The following is an 18838-nucleotide window of genomic DNA, read 5'->3' as shown; positions in this document are numbered from 1 at the left end:
ATAAGTTAATGACTAGAAAAGTGAGCTTTGAAGCTACTCTTCTATATAGAATTTTTGTGTGAAACGTAGTGGACCTGTGCCTTTCAAACCTGCGTTAACATCAATATTAAAAGTGATGTTTTCTTCGTGAGTGATAGGGAACTCTGCAAGGTAATAAATCGCATCGCCTTCCTTTATTTCACGGAAGTTAAGCGTGCGAGTGTTACCTACTAGGTTTCGTGCGGTTCCCGTAATTTTAGCCGTTGTTGCAGGCTTGCCGAGGGAAGCGTTGTCTAGCACGCTGATATTTAGAATCGCTGAGTATCCGTTTCGTTTCAGCTTATATTGCTTAGCAACCTGCGCAGTTAAAAACGTGGAATTGAAAGCCGAGTAATGAACCTCGACATCCTTGATACTTTTAAACTGTCCTGCCGAGCTTGGTAGGGCAATCAGAGCGGTGAGTAGTGCTGTTATCCATAGACGCATAATGACTCCAATAAATAGCAAAAAGCCATCATAGGATGGCTTTGACTTCAGTTGGGATCTGGCTTGGTGAGCATATTCGAACTTGTTTATGTCGACCGAGCTCTCCCTTTTCTATCTTAATTTGCCCTTTAGCGACCTTAAATTGTTTCGCAAGGTATTTCGCTAAGTGAGCATTTGCTTTGCCATCAACCGGTGGTGCAGTAATGGCAATTTTCAGTTCCTCTCCGTGCAAGCCGACAATCTTGTCTCGGCTTGCTTTGGGTTGGATATAGAGCCTAAGAAGAATATCGTCTTCTTCGGCCCAAACTGCTTTTGGCATCGTCAAAGTACCTGATGTTCGTACTTTAATTATAGCTGATACCAAATAGGACCGATCATGTCGCCCATTAGGAAGTTCGCAAATTGCAGAACAATGAACAGAACAAGCACACTTAGGTCGAAGCCACCCATATCAGGAAGGATACGGCGAATCGGCGTTAGCATTGGTTCTGTTAACTGGTGGAATACGTATTCGATTGGGCTACGGCCTTGGCTAACCCAGCTCAGGATTGCACGGATTAGCAGAACCCAGAAAATTAACCCACCAGCCGCTTTTAGCAGAGATAGTGCGCCAAAGATCAGGAAGCTGATATCAAATACAGCCGCACCGCCAGAGATAATCAAGTTTAGAGCGACGAACTTAAGTACACACAGCACATAAGCGAAAACAACTGTCGCCAGGTCAAGGCTGCCTATTGATGGAATCACTCGGCGTAGTGGGGCAACAACCGGTTGTGTCGCTTTTACGATAAATTGTGAGAATGGGTTGTAGAAATCTGCACGTGATGCTTGTAGCCAGATACGCAAGATCACAACCATGATGTAAAGATCAAAAACGGTCGAGATCAGAAAGCTCATCGAATTCATATTGTTTCCTTTTTCGGATTTACTTGCCGCTAGGTATAACCCGAACGGCACAATGCTTTTGTACTGTAACGAGTATTAAAACAGTTTTTCCATCTCTTCAGCTCGAGCAACCGCCGCTTGCATGGCTTTCGCTACGATGTCTGATAGTTGATGGTCGTTAAACGTGCGCAATGCTTCTGCGGTCGTTCCGCCTTTTGAAGTCACTTGCTCACGCAGTGTTGATAATTCAGTATTTGGATTTGCTACTACCATCTCTGCCGCGCCTAATGCAGATTGCTGCACTAATTTACGAGCGGTTTCTTGGTCAAAACCTTGGTTAATTGCTTCAGCTTGCATCGCTTCCATAAACAGGAAGAAGTAAGCCGGAGCACTCCCTGCAGCTGCAATGATGTTGTTGATACCAGACTCTTGTTCAACCCAGCTTACCTCACCTACGGCTTGCATTAGCTGAGAAGCGAACTCTTTATCGCCCTGACTAACCGTTGAGTCAGCATAAAGGCCGCTCATCCCTTTACCAAGTAGTGATGGCGTGTTTGGCATCACACGCACAAGGTTCAGCTGGCAGTTTAACATCTCATTGAGTCGATTCGCATTAATGCCCGCGGCAATTGAGATAACCAGTTTGTTGCTGAAGTCGATATCTTGTAAGGGTTTGCATACATCAGCCATCATTTGTGGCTTCACGGATAACACAACAACGTCTGCTTGCTCTGCTGCGGCAATATTATCGCTGGTGGTATTGATGCCGTACTCTTGCTCTAACGGCAGCCTTCTGGTGTCTGAAGGCGCTGTTGCCGTAATCTTTTGCGCTGGGTAACCACTCGCCACTAAGCCCGCTACAATCGAGCGAACCATATTTCCCGCCCCAATAAAGGCGATGTTCTTATGTTCCATATATAAAATCCTGAGCGTGTCGCTGCGCAGTTAAAGCGAAGCGATATCAATACTTATCATCGACTTTTGGTCGCTAACTATTTGCTATTTCGCGTAATTACGAGCACCGAAGATAGCCGTTCCAATACGAACCATTGTGCTGCCAGCCTCAACTGCTGCATCCATATCACCACTCATACCCATCGAAAGGGTATCTATGTTTGGATACTTTGCGGCTAGCTTGTCTTTAAGCTCCGCCAGTTGAGAAAATGCATTAAGCTGAGATTGATAGTCAGATACGTTTGCAGGAATCGACATCAATCCTCTTAAAGTGAGGTTAGGGAGCGACGAAATCAACTCCGCGAGTGCAAAAACTGTTTCTTCTGACGCTCCAGACTTGGATTCTTCACCACTGGTGTTTACCTGAATCAAAACTTGCAAAGGTGGAAGTTCGCTTGGTCGTTGGTCACTAAGTCTTTGTGCGATCTTATCGCGTTCAACAGAATGCACCCATTGGAAGCTTTCTGCGATTGGGCGGGTTTTATTGGATTGAATTGGGCCAATAAAATGCCACTCTAAATTTAGGTTAGAATGTTGTTCTGAAAAGTGTTTTACTTTATCAACACCTTCTTGAACATAGTTTTCACCAAAGGCAACTTGGCCTCCGAGTGCGGCTTCTAGAATCGCATCAATAGGTTTAGTTTTGCTGACGGCTAAAAGTTGCACGGACTCTGGAGCTCGTCCGCACTTTTGCTCAGCACTACGTATCTGTGAGGTGATTTGTTCGATATTTTGTTGAATACTACTCATAGCTGACTTTACTTAAGGGAAAATAAATGGATATCACTGAGTTACTAGATTTTAGTGTAAAGCATAACGCGTCAGATCTACATCTTTCTGCGGGTGTATCTCCAATGGTACGTATAGATGGTGAAGTAAGGAAGCTTGGAATACCAGCTTTGAGCCATGCTGATGTGCATCGTTTGGTTTTTGAGATCATGAGTGATTCACAACGCGGTGAATTTGAAGAAAAACTGGAAGTCGACTTCTCTTTTGAATTACCCAACGTTGGTCGTTTCCGTGTTAATGCTTTTAACCAATCTCGTGGCTGCTCTGCTGTGTTTCGTACCATTCCAGTAGAGATTCCCACCCTTGAACAGCTAGGGGCTCCTGAGATATTTGAAAGAATATCTAATTACGAAAAAGGTCTAGTATTGGTCACTGGGCCCACTGGTTCAGGTAAGTCGACAACTTTGGCGGCGATGGTGGACTATGTTAACCGTAACCATAATAAGCATATATTGACGATTGAAGATCCGATCGAATTTGTTCATACCAACAACAAATGCCTAATCAATCAACGAGAAGTGCACCGCGACACTCACAGCTTCAAAGCGGCGTTGCGTAGTGCGTTACGTGAAGATCCAGACGTAATCCTTGTTGGTGAGCTTCGTGACCAAGAGACGATCAGCTTAGCGTTAACCGCTGCAGAAACAGGTCACTTAGTTTTTGGTACCTTGCATACTAGCTCTGCTGCAAAGACCATAGACCGTATTATCGATGTATTTCCGGGTAGCGACAAAGATATGGTGCGTTCAATGCTGTCTGAATCGTTACGTTCAGTGATTGCTCAGAAGCTGTTAAAGCGTGTAGGTGGTGGTCGTGTGGCTTGTCATGAAATCATGATGGCGACACCTGCGATTAGAAACTTGATCCGCGAAGACAAGGTCGCGCAGATGTATTCGATAATTCAAACGGGCGCGGCACATGGTATGCAGACCATGGAGCAAAATGCGAAGCAGCTTATGGCTCAAGGTTTGGTTGATTCGGAAGAGGTCGAGAAAAAGATCGAAATTCAAACCTCTATGTTTTAATCAAGGTGAACAAAATGGAATTGAATCAAATCCTTGAGGGGATGCTTTCACAAAAAGCGTCGGATCTTTACATCACTGTCGATGCTCCAATCCTGTTTCGTGTGGATGGTGAACTTCGCCCTCAAGGAGATAAGCTGAATTCGGCTCAGGTCGCACAGTTGCTTGACGCGATGATGGATCAAGACCGACGTGATGAATATCAGCAAACGCGTGAGGCTAATTTTGCCATCGTGCGTGATTTTGGCCGTTTTCGTGTTAGCGCATTCTTTCAACGAGAGCTACCAGGAGCGGTAATTCGTCGTATCGAGACTAACATCCCAACCTTTGAGCAATTAAAGCTTCCTGATGTACTGCAAGACCTGTCAATTGCAAAGCGTGGACTTGTGCTGGTGGTTGGGGCGACGGGCTCCGGTAAGTCAACCTCGATGGCTGCGATGACAGGTTATCGCAATACCAATCGTTCCGGGCATATTTTGACGGTTGAAGACCCGATTGAATTCGTTCACGAACATAAAAAGTGTATCGTGACTCAACGTGAGGTTGGGCTCGACACCGAGAGTTATGAAGTTGCGCTTAAGAACTCTTTGCGCCAAGCACCTGATATGATTTTGATTGGCGAAATCCGTAGCCGTGAAACCATGGAATACGCGATGACCTTTGCTGAAACGGGCCACTTGTGTATGGCAACACTGCACGCGAATAATGCCAACCAAGCGTTAGAACGTATTCTTCACTTGGTGCCTAAAGAGCAGAAAGAGCAGTTCTTGTTTGATCTGTCGATGAATCTACGTGGTGTGGTCGCTCAGCAATTAATCCGAGATAAGAATGGCAGCGGTCGCCATGGCGTGTTTGAGATTCTACTTAACAGCCCGCGAGTGTCTGACTTGATTCGTCGTGGTGAGTTGCATGAACTAAAAGCGACTATGGCTAAATCGAAAGAGATTGGTATGCAGACCTTTGACCAAGCGTTGTATGACTTGGTGCTTGCAGGCAAGATCAGTGAAGAAGACGCATTCCACAGTGCTGATTCCGCGAATGACTTACGCTTAATGCTAAAAACCAGACGTGGTGATGATGACTACGGAACTGGTGCTTTGGCTGGCGTGAAGATTGATATGGGTTAGATTGATGCTGAATGCTGAATGCTGAATGCTGAACGATAAAAAACCGCTGTGAAGGCGGTTTTTTGAGGCTAGATAATTTAGTGGTTACCGTAACTATTGTTTTTACCAGAATATCCTCGTTCTTTCTCTAATTTGATTTTTGTCGGATATTGTTCACCGGTATAACCTGCTGAGCCTCCGCTCATAGAGCTGCATGCTGTGATTGCTAGAGAAGCGAAGATGACTAAAAAAATTTTCATATGAACTCCCACGTCCTTATTATGAATTGCACTGGCACTACGGCGTGAAATTCATGTGGGATCATAAATTAGCTCAAATGTTAATCGCTTAGTTTTTACTAAGAATATTGTGCTTCAAACCAACTTTCTAGAATAACAACTGCGGATTGGTTATCGACGTTACCTTTACTTAGTGCTTTATAGCCGCCCATTTCAAAAAGGTCGGCCCTAGCTTCTGTCGTAGAAAGTCTCTCATCATGTAATTCAACATCGACACCAAAGCGTCCTTTAAGACGGTTAGCGAATTTTTTCGCCCTTGGTGTAATCGCGGCTAGATCTTTACCATGAAGGTCGGTAGGAAGACCAACCACGATAATATTCGGCTGCCACTCTTTGATTTGCTTTTCGATGTCATCCCAGTTTGGGATGCCATCTTTCGCTTTAAAGGCTTTTAAAGGGCTGGCTGTGCCTGTGATCTCTTGTCCTATCGCACTGCCGATACTTTTTGTACCGTAGTCAAATGCCATAATTGTTCGTGACATGGGGTTTCCAAATTAATCTGTGTTTGAGAGTTTATATACTGAGTCTGAGTCTGAGTCTGAGTCTGAGTCTGAGTCTGAGTTAGGCGTGACCAGCGTCAGCAGAAAGCTGAGCGGCATTAATACCTAACATCTGCACTGCGACTTTCCAGCGGTCTGAAATTGGCGTATCGAAGATGACCTTTGGATCTGCTTCTACGGTTAACCATGAGTTTTCAGTCAGTTCGGTTTCCAGTTGCCCAGGTTCCCATCCGGCATAACCAAGAGCGACTAGATAATTCATCGGTTCATCTTCTGTACCTAATACCATCAAGATATCTTTTGAGGTTGTCACCGATATTTGATCCGTCATGCTGATACTGGATTGATAGCTGCCTTTAGGTTTGTGCAAAATAAACCCACGGTCTTCTGCGACCGGCCCACCATTCAATACAGGCTTATCAAGGCTTGCTTGATTGGGTTTCGGTTGTTCAGAGTCAACCTCAACCTGCTTAAGCATGCTGCCGACAGTGACATCGATAGGAGCGTTGATCATCAAACCCATCGCACCTTCGTCATTGTGCTCACAAAGATAGATCACCGAATTTTGAAAGTATGGGTCTTTCATTCCGGGCATAGCGACCAGAAAGTGGTTCGTTAAATTCATAGAGCCTCCTGCCAGTGTGTTCCCAGTAAAGGAAAAAGAGCGGCGTAAAGCCGCTCATTGTTCTTTGCCTAGATATTTTTGTGTTTCGAATAGCTAAGGCTTTCTTTAGTTTAGGCTATTTAGCGTTAACGCGACGCTCAATTGCATCCATTAATTTACCTGTAACTGAAATATCAAAAGCGGCTTCAATTTCACGGATACAAGTAGGGCTAGTCACGTTAATTTCAGTCAGCTTGTCACCGATAACATCAAGCCCTACAAAGATTAAACCTTTCTCTTTCAGTGCTGGAGCAACTGCTCTTGCGATAGCCCAGTCTGTTTCACTCAGCGGGCGAGCTTCACCTGTACCACCAGCAGCAAGATTACCTCGAGTTTCCCCTTTTGCAGGAATACGCGCTAGACAGTAAGGCATTGGTTCACCGTCAACCACAAGAATACGCTTGTCACCATTGCTGATGTCTGGAACAAAGGTTTGTGCCATAGCGTAGTTTTGACCGTGGTTAGTCAGTGTTTCAATGATCACTGATACGTTTGGATCGCCCTCTTTTACTCGGAAGATAGACGCGCCACCCATGCCATCAAGTGGCTTTAAGATCACGTCACCGTGCTCTTCTCGGAATGCTTTAATTTTTTCAGCTTTACGAGTCACGATAGTGGTTGGTGTCAGTTCAGGGAACCAAGCCGTGAATAGCTTCTCGTTACAGTCACGTAAGCTTTGTGGCTTGTTGACGATCAGTGCGCCGTTCTCTTCAGCACGCTCAAGAATGTAAGTTGCGTAGATGTATTCTGTATCAAACGGAGGATCTTTACGCATCAGTACTGCATCTAAATCAGAGAGAGCGATAGTCTGTTCTGATTTGAATTCGTACCAGCCGTTTGGATCTTCTTTTAGTTCAACAACCTTAGTGTCAGCAATGGCTACGCCTTGATCTAAATGTAGATCATCCATTTCCATGTAATGGATTTCGTAACCACGACGCTGAGCTTCAAGCATCATGGCAAAGCTAGAGTCTTTTTTGATGTTAATGGATGAAATTGGATCCATTACGATGCCAAGTTTGATCATTTTTTTCTCCTAGCCTAGATCGCCAAAACGGACTTGTAAGGCAGTAATTGCGGTTAGAGCTGCTGTCTCGGTACGAAGTACACGTGGGCCGAGTAGCGTCTCTTCAAATTTGTATTGTTCTGTCATACCGATTTCTTCAGCTGACAGTCCGCCTTCAGGACCGATCAATAGGCGCACCTTACTGATCGGCTCTGGAAGGGTATTGATTGAGTATTTTGCACGAGGATGCAGGTTTAGTTTTAACGCTTCGCTCGGTTCGCTGCACCACTCTTCAAGTTGCATGATTGGGCGAATAACTGGAACCGTATTACGGCCAGATTGTTCACATGCCGCGATAGCAATCTTTTGCCACTGCGCGAGCTTTTTCTCGAAGCGTTTAGTATCAAGCTTAACTCCACAGCGCTCTGAAATAAGGGGGGTAATGGTGTTCACACCAAGCTCAACCGATTTCTGAATCGTGAATTCCATTTTGTCGCCACGTGAAATCACTTGGCCTAAATGTAAGTCTAACGGAGATTCGCTGCTGCGCTCGATACGTTCAGTAACATTAACTGTGACGTTCTTTTTTGATACTTCAGCAATTGTCGCAGGGAATTCAGCGCCACTGCCATCAAATAGAAGAACATCTTGACCTTCTTTCATACGAAGGACTCGACCAACATGACCCGTGGCATCTTCGCCTAAAGCGAGTGAACCTAACTGATGAATGCGTTCTGGGTGATGGATACGAGGGATTCTCATGCTGGTAAACCTATAAATAGTGTCATTTGGGTATTTTGTCTCTGCCTAACATGGATGCTAAGTAAGGAAAAAACAAGTAGCGAACAAAAATAGGCGAGAGATCTTATCCTTATGATTTAGAGTTTGAAATTTATAAAGCCAATAAATACAATTCAACCGATTGAATATAAATATAATTAATAAAGGCTTTATCTATGTTTTGTATGAAAAGACGTTCTATTTTAACGTGTGCAGTCAGTAGCTTACTCTTGGCGGGTTGTGGTGGTGGATCGGATTCATCTTCCGATGTTCCTGCTAGTATCGTGTCACCTAATGTGAACGGAACGCCAAGTTTAGCGTCTGTTTCGACTTACCAAACTTCGAGTATGTCGAAGGATATTGAAGAATGTTCAAAAGCATTTTTAGTGAATAGCTCTTGTGATTTATCGGTAATAAAGCCTCTTGGGGTTAACCAAGTAAATGTGACAATTGAGCAGATTCAAGAAAGGTTAGTAGTGTCCCATCAGTGGATGGCCGACAGTTTTATCGAAGCATTAAAAGAAATTAATGACCAAGATTTACTGAATCTTTTTAAGCCATTGAACAGCATTGTGATCAGTTATGATATTCGCCCATCATTTTACACAACGTCTACAGCATCTATGTATATAGACCCTAAGTATGTATGGCGCAATAAAAGCGAGTGGGATTCTATTCATAAGCAAGAAGATTATCGAAATGGTTTTCAAACAGAGTTTAAATTCGATAAAGCTCAGCGCTATATTCATGAAGCAACAAATGACTATATCTCTTATTCAAATACCTATACCCCGTTAAGGAATGAATCGAGAGAAGCGAATCATATTGCTCCTGGTTTATTTAGGCTCCTTTCTCATGAACTTGCACACGCGAATGATTTCTTGCAAGAGCACGACCTGACTCAAATCCCTTCTTATGGGGATATCACTAACTATATTCATCCGTTAAAAAAATTAAATCACGAGCTTATTGAAAGGGATCCTTTAACTTCAAACCTGCTGAATAAAGCGGCTCAAATTGCCTTTCAAGGTGAATCAATGACAAACGAAATTAGACGACTTACAGGAGAGGTTGCCGGGGATGCATTTGAAGCCGATAAAGCAGCGGCATTCTACTCTTACTCAAGTCCTGCTGAAGATGTGGCTATGCTCTTTGAAGCTTACATGATGTACAAAAAGTACCGCGCTTTGTCTGATGTCGCTTTTCTTAGTATTCCACAAATAGAAGATTATTCATGTAACGACTGGAAAGTGCAGTGGGGCCAACGTTCTCGTTTATCTGATAATGATGTTCAAGATCGAGCCGTGTTTGTTGCTAGTGGTATATTGGGTAAATCAGAGTTGACGATTAGAGCTGAATTGGCTTCTCTTCCTGCCGCTCCTGAAATGTTAAGTGTTGGGCAAGGTTGGTGTGCAAGTCAGAAATTGATGGACGTAAACCCTGAGGCGCGCTCCGTTATTTCGGCGGCTTCAATGACAGGTTTTAGTGAGAATACTCGTTATCTAGAAGACTTAGAAAACTAAACTTAATAATAGAGCATTAAAAGTGATTATGGCCCTGTGTGACAAGGGCCTTTTTATCTTGCTGGCTATTATTTACAGCTTTCAAATACAAATTGGTTGTGATTCCCCTGGATGGCATAGATTCGCTCATCACGGGTACATTCCCACTTATCGACAGGGAATTGCTTGTTCCACGCCATCATCAGGTTAGTCTGCTGCTTAGATAGCTTGAAACCATACTCTTGGCTCATATAAAGATAAGTACGCGCGATAGAACCTTTTGCTCTGTCGGGTGGCATCACTTTACGTTGTTTGAAGTTGACCTGCATTTCACACTGACCGTAGCTCACGCCATCCATTCCATTCCACTGACTGAAATTGTAATTGGAGCGATCACCGTTAACCTCGCCAATCGCCGGAGTTAGATTATGAAGGTCGGCTTCCATCGATTTAAATATTTTGTCATTGCGAGTACAGTTCTTACGTCCGCCATCTTGCCAGCACTGACGCTGGTGGCCGAATTGCCAAGCTGGAACCACGTGTTCCCACTCAATACGGGAAGCGCGCTTTTGCTGTTTTCTCACTTGATAACCACAGGCGTCGAGGTCGGGGATACCTTTCTTTTTGTCTTTCCAAGTGATGTCACAGCCACAATAAAATGAAGTAGGGTGATCGAGATAAATCTTTACTGCTTCCTTTTTTGCTTTCGAGAATGAACTAGGCGGGGCGGCGAAAACGCTTTGGGTTACCAGTAGGCCAAATACTATTGATAGGCAAAATGGCACCGATAGGCCAAATACTTTTGGAGAGGTTTTTTGCATAGAAAAAGACTGATGAAAGTATGGTAAACAACAGTCTAGCACTCAAATGTTAGTTCACTCTATTACATTTATTCGCGTTACCTTGTGAGCTTAAGACTTAGCTCAATTGAAGGCCGGTAAAAGCTAAGGTTTGCTGGCATTGTTGGCAACGATACGTTGATTGGTTGCGGATGACTTTGTTGTGTCGTCTTATCGACAGGGGATAAGTGGTGCAATCACAGCGATACTCAAAAGTTTTGCCCTGCACTGAGGTGATTTCCAAGCTGTGGGTCGTTCTGGCCGGTACATTGAATACCTTTTCCATCACGTATTTCCACTCATTGCCGTGAGGCCTAACTCGTCCGAAGACCTGATGTGTGATCAGATGTGCGAGTTCATGAGGCACGACTTCGTTAATAAAGGCGTCTTCATTTTCGCTGAATAGCACTTGGTTGAGTTTTATCTCGTTTAACTGGAGGTAGGCTTTTCCCGCTGCCTTTCCTCTTAACTTGTAAGTGACGGTTGGGCATGGAAATTCACGAGAAAAATGTTGATTAGCAATAGCTAGGCATTCGCCCAGTTTTTTATTTACTCGATGTTGTTGCGGGGTGTAAGACAAGCGTTGTTAACTCCAAAAAAAGCCTCAGCGTTTAAGCTAAGGCCTCATCATAACATTGCTCATCGATCGTGAAACGATTTAAACGTGATGTTTCTTTTTGATTACTTCGTGGTAAGCATGCCATGTTCCGTAACCAAGTAATGGCATCGTTACAATCATACCCACACCGTAGGTCGCGAAGCCGACTAAGATACCAGTACCAATGATACCAGCCCAAACGACCATCGCAGGGATGTTTGATTTAACAGCGTTGAAGCTAGTAAAAATCGCACTCATTACATCTACACGTCTCTCCATCATTAGTGGAATTGAAAATGCTGAGATACTAAATATCAGGCTCGCGATAACAAAACCAATCACAGACCCTGTAATTAAGAAGGGAGCAAATTCGGTCAATGGTGCACCTTGTACTGAAGGGTAAAGTGCGTGCAATAATGCAGCGATACGCATCCAGAATATCATCGCGACCATTAATACAATCGCAAACGCCCATTGGTGGGTTGAGTTCCGTGTGATGGCTTTCATCGAATGCAGCAGGCTAGCGTTGTGCCCCTTTTCTCTTTCCCAGGCTGCGTCATACAAGCCTAGGGCAAGAAACGGCCCTATTAGCATGTACACAATCAAGCTTGGCATAACGACCAAATGTGTTCCTTGCCATTGGACAAGTTGCACGATGGCGATGGCCGCAGCCATGAAACACAATCCGTAAAATGCGCTGATTATTGGCATTTTCACTAAGTCATGCAGTGCAAGCGATAACCAGTGGAATGGGGCGGATATGCTTACTTGGTTACAAGGAATGGTGCGAGCGTAATCCTGATCGCTGACCTTGTGTTTCTTATCGTTTAGTTCGGATGGGTGCACGGTACGAGGCATAGATCCCCCTAGTTAAATAACGTCCTAGTTATAATTCCACAAGGCTCTGAAGTATCGCTTACGAGAGCGTTATGGTGTTGAGCTAAACTGCTCTTTGTCATCCCAGTTATTGTTCTTGCGTACATTTAACGAGCGCTATCGGACTGAATTAATTTAAGTTAAATGTGAGCTTGATCGCCTAGGAGTTACCTTAACTATTGTCAGTAGTGCTAGAAAACACAAATTATCAGCGGATTTTTATACTAAGTGGTTAACGGTAAAGAAGACTTGGACAGGGTGTTCTAGCAGGGGAAGGTTTGGTAAGTACATAAAAATAAAGCCCTTACTAAGAAGTAAGGGCTTTAAAGAAACAAATCGCAGTGGCTAAATTATTTTAGGCCAGCGAAGTCCGCAAGGATTGCTGCTTTGTCCGTCGCTTCCCAAGGGAACTCTTCGCGACCGAAGTGACCGTATGCAGCCGTCTTTTTGTAGATAGGCTGAAGAAGGTTCAGCATTTCTTGAAGACCGTATGGACGTAGGTCGAAGTTTTGACGAACAGCTTCAATGATGATCTCGTGAGCTACTTTCTCAGTACCAAACGTTTCAACCATGATAGATGTTGGATCTGCAACACCGATAGCGTAAGACAGTTGAATCTCACAACGGTCAGCCATGCCAGCAGCAACGATGTTTTTCGCAACGTAACGCGCTGCGTAAGCTGCAGAACGGTCAACTTTTGATGGATCTTTACCAGAGAATGCACCGCCACCGTGACGAGCTGCGCCGCCGTAGGTATCAACGATGATCTTACGACCTGTTAGACCACAGTCACCCATTGGGCCACCGATTACGAAACGGCCGGTTGGGTTGATGAAGAAGTTAGTGTCTTTATTGATCCACTCAGCAGGAAGTACTGGCTTGATGATCTCTTCCATTACCGCTTCACGTAGGTCAGGTGTTGTAACTGAATCACAGTGTTGAGTTGAAAGAACAACTGCGTCGATACCAACAATCTTACCTTGGTCGTATTGGAACGTAACTTGAGATTTCGCATCTGGACGAAGGAAGTCAAGCTTGCCGCTCTTACGTACTTCAGCTTGCTTCTTAACAAGAAGGTGAGAGTAAGTAATTGGAGCTGGCATTAGGATTGGTGTTTCGTTAGTCGCGTAACCAAACATGATACCTTGGTCGCCTGCGCCTTGATCTTTAGGATCGGCTTTATCAACACCTTGGTTGATGTCTGGAGACTGCTTACCAATTGTGTTTAGTACAGCACAAGAGTCTGCGTCAAAGCCCATATCAGAATGAACGTAACCAATTTCACGAACTGTTTCACGAGTGATTTCTTCGATATCAACCCATGCAGACGTTGTTACTTCACCGCCAACCATAACCATGCCGGTTTTTACGTAAGTCTCACAAGCAACACGTGCTTTTGGATCTTGTTCCAAGATGGCATCAAGAACAGCATCAGAGATTTGGTCTGCAATTTTATCTGGATGGCCTTCTGAAACAGATTCAGAAGTGAATAGGTGCTTAGCCATGAGAGCTCCACTTTTAGTTTAGTTTTTAGTTGCAAATAGTTAAATGCAAATAATTTTAGGCGTCGCAAGCTAGGAAGCGCCGCCATTAAATACAGTATATTTTGTAGGTGTTTCTACATCTAGACGGCTATTCTAAATTCCAGCGGTCGAATTACAAGCTCTTTTTTATGATATGTCATAACTAATCGTTTGCGTATCGGTCGAGATAACACATTGCTAAGTGATGTAAATGTTCGAAAATTGCGAAAAGTGACCGTTAAAATGCCAGTAAAACGTTTGCAGTCGCTAAAGTCGTTTGAGAGAATACCCGCGCTAATAAAAATGAAAATTTTAGCATCAATCTCTTTTTTAAATCGCTTATGTACTCAGGAGCAGACATGCCTTCTCGTAAAGATCTAGCCAATGCAATTCGCGCACTTAGCATGGATGGCGTTCAACAAGCAAATTCAGGCCACCCTGGCGCACCTATGGGTATGGCTGACATCGCTGAAGTTCTTTGGCGTGGTCACTTGAACCACAACCCAGCAAACCCAGAGTGGGCTGACCGCGACCGTTTTATTCTGTCTAACGGGCATGGTTCAATGTTGATTTACTCTCTGCTTCATCTTGCAGGTTACGAGCTTTCAATTGAAGACCTTAAGAACTTCCGTCAACTGCACTCTAAGACTCCTGGTCACCCAGAGTACGGTTACGCTCCTGGTATCGAAACGACTACTGGTCCTCTAGGTCAAGGCATCACTAACGCTGTTGGTATGGCGATGGCTGAGAAAGCATTGGCTGCACAGTTCAACAAAGAAGGCCACGACATCGTCGATCACTTCACTTATGCATTCATGGGTGATGGTTGTCTGATGGAAGGTATCTCTCACGAAGCATGTTCTCTAGCAGGTACGCTAGGTCTTGGTAAGCTGGTTGCTTTCTGGGATGACAACGGCATCTCTATCGATGGCGAAGTTGAAGGTTGGTTCTCTGACGATACACCTAAGCGTTTTGAAGCTTACGGCTGGCACGTAATCTCGGCCGTTGATGGTCACGACTCTGATGCTATCAACGCGGCTATCGAAGCAGCTAAAGCGGATCCTCGTCCAACGCTTATCTGTACTAAAACTATTATCGGTTTTGGTTCTCCAAACAAAGCGGGTACGCACGACTGTCACGGTGCTCCACTAGGCGCTGATGAAATCACAGCAACTAAAGCAGCACTTGGTTGGGAACACGGTCCTTTCGAAATCCCGGTTGATATCGCAGCTGAGTGGAATGCGAAAGAAGCGGGCGCAGCGAAAGAAGCTGCTTGGAATGCTAAGTTTGACGCATACGCAGCCGCTCACCCAGAGCTAGCAGCAGAATTTAAACGTCGTACTAACGGCGAACTACCAGCTGAGTGGGAAGAAAAAGCAAACGCAATCATTGCTGATCTTCAAGCTAACCCAGCAAACATCGCATCACGTAAAGCATCTCAAAATGCTCTAGAAGCGTTCGGTGCTATGCTACCTGAATTCATGGGCGGCTCTGCTGACCTTGCGCCTTCTAATCTGACTATGTGGTCTGGCTCTAAGTCGCTTGAAGCAAATGACTTCTCTGGTAACTACATCCACTACGGTGTACGTGAATTCGGTATGACGGCTATCATGAACGGTATCGCTCTGCACGGTGGTTTCGTACCATACGGCGCAACGTTCCTAATGTTCATGGAATACGCGCGTAACGCAATGCGTATGGCTGCTCTGATGAAAATTCAGAACATCCAAGTTTACACGCACGATTCTATCGGCCTAGGCGAAGATGGTCCTACTCACCAACCGGTTGAACAGATCGCTTCTCTACGTCTGACTCCAAACATGAGCACATGGCGCCCATGTGACCAAGTTGAGTCTGCTGTTGCTTGGAAACTGGCAATCGAGCGTAAAGATGGTCCTTCTGCACTTATCTTCTCTCGTCAAAACCTTGCACAACAAGATCGTGACGCTGAGCAAGTAGCAAACATCGCGAAGGGTGGTTACATCCTGAAAGATTGTGCTGGCAAGCCAGAGCTAATCATCATTGCTACAGGTTCTGAAGTTGAGCTTGCTGTTGAAGCAGCAGCACAACTAACAGCTGAAGGTAAAGCAGTACGCGTAGTCTCTATGCCTGCAACTGACGCGTTTGATAAGCAAGACGCTGAATACCGTGAATCTGTACTTCCATCTGACGTAACAGCACGTATCGCTGTAGAAGCTGGCATCGCTGACTTCTGGTACAAGTACGTTGGTTTCGGTGGCAAGATCATCGGTATGACAACGTTCGGCGAATCTGCACCAGCGGGTGAGCTATTCAAGATGTTCGGTTTCACTACTGAAAATGTAGTAAACACAGCGAAAGAGCTTCTTGCTTAATCATTGACTGATGGCCTTGTGCTAACAGTTAAATGAAGGAAAAAACCGAGCGCTGAGCTCGGTTTTTTTGTATCTGGGGTTTGTTATCACTTAGACTAAGGCTTACAAGCAACAGATCAATCTGTCATAAGTAAGCTGAGTTATTCAAGTAATGCCTTTTAGGTAGGATTCAGTTATCATCTGTTGCACGAAATTTTGGTTAGATGTACGGAACTATGCTAAAAGTCGCGATAAACGGATTTGGAAGAATAGGGCGTAATGTATTACGCGCTGTTTATGAAAGTGGCAAAAGCCAACAAATCAAAGTAGTAGCTGTCAATGAGCTTGCTCAGCCTGACGCTATGGCTCACCTATTGCAATACGACACCAGTCACGGCCGCTTCGGCAAGAAAATCTCTAACGATCAAGAGCACATCTATGTTCATCATGGTATTGGTGCTGAAGATAAAGGAGAGTTCGATACGATTCGTATCTTACATCTTGCTGATATTGAGTTGTTGCCTTGGCGTGACCTTGAAGTCGATATTGTTCTCGATTGTACCGGTGTCTACGGTTGCCGAGATGACGGCCTAGCACACATCGCTGCTGGAGCGAAAAAGGTGCTGTTTTCACATCCTGGTGCTAATGACCTTGATAACACCATTATCTATGGTGTGAATCACGAGACTATCGAAGCCGATCATCGAATCGTTTCCAATGGTTCATGTACCACCAATTGTATTGTCCCTATCATCAAGGTGCTTGATGATGCCTTTGGTATTGAGTCCGGCACGATTACGACCATTCACTCTTCTATGAATGACCAGCAAGTGATCGATGCGTACCACAGCGACCTACGTCGAACTCGAGCAGCAAGCCAATCCATCATTCCTGTCGATACCAAATTGCATAAAGGTATTGAAAGGATCTTCCCGAAATTTTCTAACAAATTTGAAGCTATATCTGTGCGTGTGCCGACGGTAAACGTCACTGCGATGGATTTAAGTGTCACAATTAATGCAAATGTGAAAGTTAATGACGTAAATCAAACCATTGTTAATGCATCCCAGTGTACATTACACAATATAGTTGACTATACTGAAGCGCCGCTCGTTTCCATCGACTTTAATCACGATCCCCATAGCGCAATTGTTGATGGTTCACAAACTCGAGTGAGCAACGGCCACTTAGTAAAAATGCTTGTGTGGTGTGACAATGAATGGGGCTTTGCGAACCGGATGCTGGATACGGTTCTTGCAATGCAAGCTTCTGAAGGCAAGAAGTAAGACCTAGAAGCAAATGTGTGGATTATTTATTTTTTAGCTTGAAATAAATGCTAAGTGTCCACATATTATGAGTAGTTAAAGAATTACCAGTTGAATAATTTATAGGCTTAGCAGGGTTGCTGAGTTTCCAAAACTTTATTTTTATTTAAATTTGAGAGGACAAATCATGTCTGTGATCAAGATGACTGACCTGGAACTTGCAGGTAAACGCGTATTCATCCGTGCTGACCTAAACGTACCAGTAAAAGACGGTAAAGTAACTTCAGATGCACGTATCCTTGCATCTCTACCAACTATCAAACTTTGCCTAGAAGCTGGCGCAAAAGTTATGGTTACTTCTCACCTTGGTCGTCCTACTGAAGGCGAATACAACGAAGAGTTCTCTCTAGCTCCTGTAGTTAACTACCTAAACGACGCACTAGACTGCGACGTTAAACTAGCGAAAGATTACGTAAATGGTCTTGAGCTAAACGCTGGTGAACTAACTGTTCTTGAAAACGTTCGCTTTAACAAAGGCGAGAAGAAGAACGAAGAAGCACTTTCTAAGCAATACGCTGCACTATGTGACATCTTCGTGATGGACGCATTCGGTACAGCTCACCGTGCTCAAGCTTCTACACACGGCGTTGGTACTTACGCTCCTGTAGCATGTGCTGGCCCTCTTCTAGCTGCTGAGCTTGAAGCTCTTGGTAAAGCAATGGACAACCCAGCTCGCCCACTAGTGGCTATCGTTGGTGGTTCTAAAGTATCTACTAAACTAACTGTTCTAGAATCTCTTTCTAAAATCGCTGACCAACTTGTTGTTGGTGGTGGTATCGCGAACACGTTCATCGCTGCTGAAGGCCACAACGTAGGTAAGTCTCTATACGAAGCTGACCTAGTTGAAACGGCTAAGAAGCTAATGAAAGAGTGTGCTATCCCAGTAGCGACTGACGTTGCATGTGCTAAAGCATTCGACGAAAACGCAGAAGCTGAAATCAAGCACGTTTCTGAAGTTCAAGACGACGACATGATCTTCGACCTTGGCCCAGATTCAACTGCAGCTCTAGCTGAAATCATCGGCAACGCAAAAACAATTCTTTGGAACGGCCCTGTAGGCGTATTCGAATTCAAAAATTTCGAAGCGGGTACTGCTGGCATTTCTAAGGCAATCGCTGACTCTGAAGGTTTCTCAGTAGCAGGCGGTGGTGACACGCTAGCAGCTATCGACAAGTTCGGTATCAAAGCAGATGTTTCTTACATCTCTACTGGCGGCGGCGCTTTCCTTGAGTTTGTTGAAGGTAAAGTACTTCCTGCAGTAGCAATGCTTGAAGAGCGTGCTAAAGCATAATTGATTTAGAAAGGCGAGATGTGAATCTCGCCTTTTAACGTTTGCTGCATATCACACTTTTTTGCTAGAATGGCATAAGTT

Annotated in this window: 20 protein-coding genes; 6 read left to right on the top strand and 14 right to left on the bottom strand. The window is 44.5% G+C overall.

The window, feature by feature from the left end; translation table 11 throughout:
• Positions 1–33 precede the first annotated feature (33 nt).
• The 5 genes from AC3CID_RS13525 to AC3CID_RS13505 all read right to left on the bottom strand — a co-directional run bounded on the left by AC3CID_RS13525 (position 34) and on the right by AC3CID_RS13505 (position 3054).
• A complete protein-coding gene (locus AC3CID_RS13525; protein WP_004735472.1) occupies positions 34–465 on the bottom strand; it encodes a DUF4426 domain-containing protein in 432 nt (143 codons plus the stop codon).
• Between the two features lie 28 nt (positions 466–493).
• The gene (gene yggU / locus AC3CID_RS13520) at positions 494–784 is read right to left on the bottom strand and encodes a DUF167 family protein YggU (RefSeq protein ID WP_009847703.1); all 291 of its coding nucleotides are present in this window, start codon (positions 782–784) and stop codon (positions 494–496) included.
• A 29-nt stretch (positions 785–813) separates the two neighbouring features.
• Positions 814–1371: a YggT family protein gene (locus tag AC3CID_RS13515; RefSeq protein WP_004735475.1), complete on the bottom strand. Its 558-nt coding sequence runs from the start codon at positions 1369–1371 to the stop codon at positions 814–816.
• 75 nt (positions 1372–1446) lie between these two features.
• The gene (gene proC / locus AC3CID_RS13510; RefSeq protein WP_017077774.1) at positions 1447–2265 is read right to left on the bottom strand and encodes a pyrroline-5-carboxylate reductase; all 819 of its coding nucleotides are present in this window, start codon (positions 2263–2265) and stop codon (positions 1447–1449) included.
• Positions 2266–2349: 84 nt separating this feature from the next.
• Positions 2350–3054 (bottom strand): YggS family pyridoxal phosphate-dependent enzyme, encoded by a 705-nt coding sequence (locus AC3CID_RS13505; RefSeq protein WP_488526668.1) that lies wholly within the window; start codon positions 3052–3054, stop codon positions 2350–2352.
• Between the two features lie 26 nt (positions 3055–3080).
• On the opposite strand from AC3CID_RS13505, the gene AC3CID_RS13500 reads away from it, so the two are divergent.
• Positions 3081–4118 carry a type IV pilus twitching motility protein PilT gene (locus AC3CID_RS13500; RefSeq protein ID WP_076678824.1) on the top strand — a complete coding sequence of 346 codons (1038 nt, stop codon included), beginning with the start codon at positions 3081–3083 and terminating at the stop codon, positions 4116–4118.
• Between the two features lie 14 nt (positions 4119–4132).
• Positions 4133–5242 (top strand): PilT/PilU family type 4a pilus ATPase, encoded by a 1110-nt coding sequence (locus tag AC3CID_RS13495; RefSeq protein WP_065205686.1) that lies wholly within the window; start codon positions 4133–4135, stop codon positions 5240–5242.
• 77 nt (positions 5243–5319) lie between these two features.
• Here the strand turns inward: AC3CID_RS13495 and AC3CID_RS13490 are convergent, their stop codons facing one another.
• The 5 genes from AC3CID_RS13490 to rsmE all read right to left on the bottom strand — a co-directional run bounded on the left by AC3CID_RS13490 (position 5320) and on the right by rsmE (position 8452).
• Entirely contained in the window at positions 5320–5481 is a 162-nt protein-coding gene (locus tag AC3CID_RS13490) for a hypothetical protein (protein WP_171313542.1), read from the bottom strand.
• Between the two features lie 98 nt (positions 5482–5579).
• On the bottom strand, positions 5580–6002 hold the full coding sequence (gene ruvX / locus AC3CID_RS13485; protein WP_146454210.1) for a Holliday junction resolvase RuvX: 423 nt from the start codon (positions 6000–6002) through the stop codon (positions 5580–5582).
• A gap of 79 nt (positions 6003–6081) precedes the next feature.
• A complete protein-coding gene (locus AC3CID_RS13480; protein ID WP_146454208.1) occupies positions 6082–6645 on the bottom strand; it encodes a YqgE/AlgH family protein in 564 nt (187 codons plus the stop codon).
• Positions 6646–6760: 115 nt separating this feature from the next.
• Entirely contained in the window at positions 6761–7711 is a 951-nt protein-coding gene (gene gshB, locus AC3CID_RS13475) for a glutathione synthase (RefSeq protein ID WP_004735482.1), read from the bottom strand.
• 9 nt (positions 7712–7720) lie between these two features.
• The gene (rsmE, locus tag AC3CID_RS13470; RefSeq protein WP_146454206.1) at positions 7721–8452 is read right to left on the bottom strand and encodes a 16S rRNA (uracil(1498)-N(3))-methyltransferase; all 732 of its coding nucleotides are present in this window, start codon (positions 8450–8452) and stop codon (positions 7721–7723) included.
• A gap of 194 nt (positions 8453–8646) precedes the next feature.
• On the opposite strand from rsmE, the gene AC3CID_RS13465 reads away from it, so the two are divergent.
• On the top strand, positions 8647–9993 hold the full coding sequence (locus AC3CID_RS13465; RefSeq protein ID WP_171313540.1) for a hypothetical protein: 1347 nt from the start codon (positions 8647–8649) through the stop codon (positions 9991–9993).
• A 68-nt stretch (positions 9994–10061) separates the two neighbouring features.
• Here AC3CID_RS13465 and AC3CID_RS13460 read toward each other — a convergent pair whose 3' ends face one another.
• From AC3CID_RS13460 to metK, 4 genes are all read right to left on the bottom strand, one after another.
• Complete coding sequence (locus AC3CID_RS13460; protein ID WP_488526667.1) at positions 10062–10793, bottom strand: endonuclease; 732 nt, start codon at positions 10791–10793, stop codon at positions 10062–10064.
• A gap of 97 nt (positions 10794–10890) precedes the next feature.
• Positions 10891–11391, bottom strand: coding sequence for a SprT family zinc-dependent metalloprotease (locus tag AC3CID_RS13455; RefSeq protein ID WP_012604825.1), 501 nt, complete (start codon positions 11389–11391; stop codon positions 10891–10893).
• 78 nt (positions 11392–11469) lie between these two features.
• Complete coding sequence (locus AC3CID_RS13450; protein WP_146454201.1) at positions 11470–12267, bottom strand: DUF2189 domain-containing protein; 798 nt, start codon at positions 12265–12267, stop codon at positions 11470–11472.
• 368 nt (positions 12268–12635) lie between these two features.
• Positions 12636–13790: a methionine adenosyltransferase gene (metK, locus tag AC3CID_RS13445; RefSeq protein WP_004735487.1), complete on the bottom strand. Its 1155-nt coding sequence runs from the start codon at positions 13788–13790 to the stop codon at positions 12636–12638.
• Between the two features lie 377 nt (positions 13791–14167).
• On the opposite strand from metK, the gene tkt reads away from it, so the two are divergent.
• From tkt to AC3CID_RS13430, 3 genes are all read left to right on the top strand, one after another.
• Positions 14168–16162: a transketolase gene (tkt, locus tag AC3CID_RS13440; protein WP_371706787.1), complete on the top strand. Its 1995-nt coding sequence runs from the start codon at positions 14168–14170 to the stop codon at positions 16160–16162.
• Between the two features lie 215 nt (positions 16163–16377).
• Complete coding sequence (gene epd, locus AC3CID_RS13435) at positions 16378–17427, top strand: erythrose-4-phosphate dehydrogenase (RefSeq protein WP_032545991.1); 1050 nt, start codon at positions 16378–16380, stop codon at positions 17425–17427.
• A 166-nt stretch (positions 17428–17593) separates the two neighbouring features.
• The gene (locus AC3CID_RS13430) at positions 17594–18757 is read left to right on the top strand and encodes a phosphoglycerate kinase (protein ID WP_004735491.1); all 1164 of its coding nucleotides are present in this window, start codon (positions 17594–17596) and stop codon (positions 18755–18757) included.
• The last annotated feature ends 81 nt before the right edge of the window (positions 18758–18838 follow it).

This window comes from Vibrio sp. QJM3NY_21 (assembly GCF_057785975.1).
Note: the sequence above shows the minus strand (reverse complement) of the source record. Positions and strands in the feature narration are given on the sequence as shown.

Bases quoted from the DNA above. Each gene is read 5' to 3' on its own strand.
- AC3CID_RS13525 (WP_004735472.1), bottom strand. From the start codon at position 465: ATGCGTCTATGGATAACAGCACTACTCACCGCTCTGATTGCCCTACCA.
- yggU (WP_009847703.1), bottom strand. From the start codon at position 784: ATGCCAAAAGCAGTTTGGGCCGAAGAAGACGATATTCTTCTTAGGCTC.
- AC3CID_RS13515 (WP_004735475.1), bottom strand. From the start codon at position 1,371: ATGAATTCGATGAGCTTTCTGATCTCGACCGTTTTTGATCTTTACATC.
- proC (WP_017077774.1), bottom strand. From the start codon at position 2,265: ATGGAACATAAGAACATCGCCTTTATTGGGGCGGGAAATATGGTTCGC.
- AC3CID_RS13505 (WP_488526668.1), bottom strand. From the start codon at position 3,054: ATGAGTAGTATTCAACAAAATATCGAACAAATCACCTCACAGATACGT.
- AC3CID_RS13500 (WP_076678824.1), top strand. From the start codon at position 3,081: ATGGATATCACTGAGTTACTAGATTTTAGTGTAAAGCATAACGCGTCA.
- AC3CID_RS13495 (WP_065205686.1), top strand. From the start codon at position 4,133: ATGGAATTGAATCAAATCCTTGAGGGGATGCTTTCACAAAAAGCGTCG.
- AC3CID_RS13490 (WP_171313542.1), bottom strand. From the start codon at position 5,481: ATGAAAATTTTTTTAGTCATCTTCGCTTCTCTAGCAATCACAGCATGC.
- ruvX (WP_146454210.1), bottom strand. From the start codon at position 6,002: ATGTCACGAACAATTATGGCATTTGACTACGGTACAAAAAGTATCGGC.
- AC3CID_RS13480 (WP_146454208.1), bottom strand. From the start codon at position 6,645: ATGAATTTAACGAACCACTTTCTGGTCGCTATGCCCGGAATGAAAGAC.
- gshB (WP_004735482.1), bottom strand. From the start codon at position 7,711: ATGATCAAACTTGGCATCGTAATGGATCCAATTTCATCCATTAACATC.
- rsmE (WP_146454206.1), bottom strand. From the start codon at position 8,452: ATGAGAATCCCTCGTATCCATCACCCAGAACGCATTCATCAGTTAGGT.
- AC3CID_RS13465 (WP_171313540.1), top strand. From the start codon at position 8,647: ATGTTTTGTATGAAAAGACGTTCTATTTTAACGTGTGCAGTCAGTAGC.
- AC3CID_RS13460 (WP_488526667.1), bottom strand. From the start codon at position 10,793: ATGCAAAAAACCTCTCCAAAAGTATTTGGCCTATCGGTGCCATTTTGC.
- AC3CID_RS13450 (WP_146454201.1), bottom strand. From the start codon at position 12,267: ATGCCTCGTACCGTGCACCCATCCGAACTAAACGATAAGAAACACAAG.
- metK (WP_004735487.1), bottom strand. From the start codon at position 13,790: ATGGCTAAGCACCTATTCACTTCTGAATCTGTTTCAGAAGGCCATCCA.
- tkt (WP_371706787.1), top strand. From the start codon at position 14,168: ATGCCTTCTCGTAAAGATCTAGCCAATGCAATTCGCGCACTTAGCATG.
- epd (WP_032545991.1), top strand. From the start codon at position 16,378: ATGCTAAAAGTCGCGATAAACGGATTTGGAAGAATAGGGCGTAATGTA.
- AC3CID_RS13430 (WP_004735491.1), top strand. From the start codon at position 17,594: ATGTCTGTGATCAAGATGACTGACCTGGAACTTGCAGGTAAACGCGTA.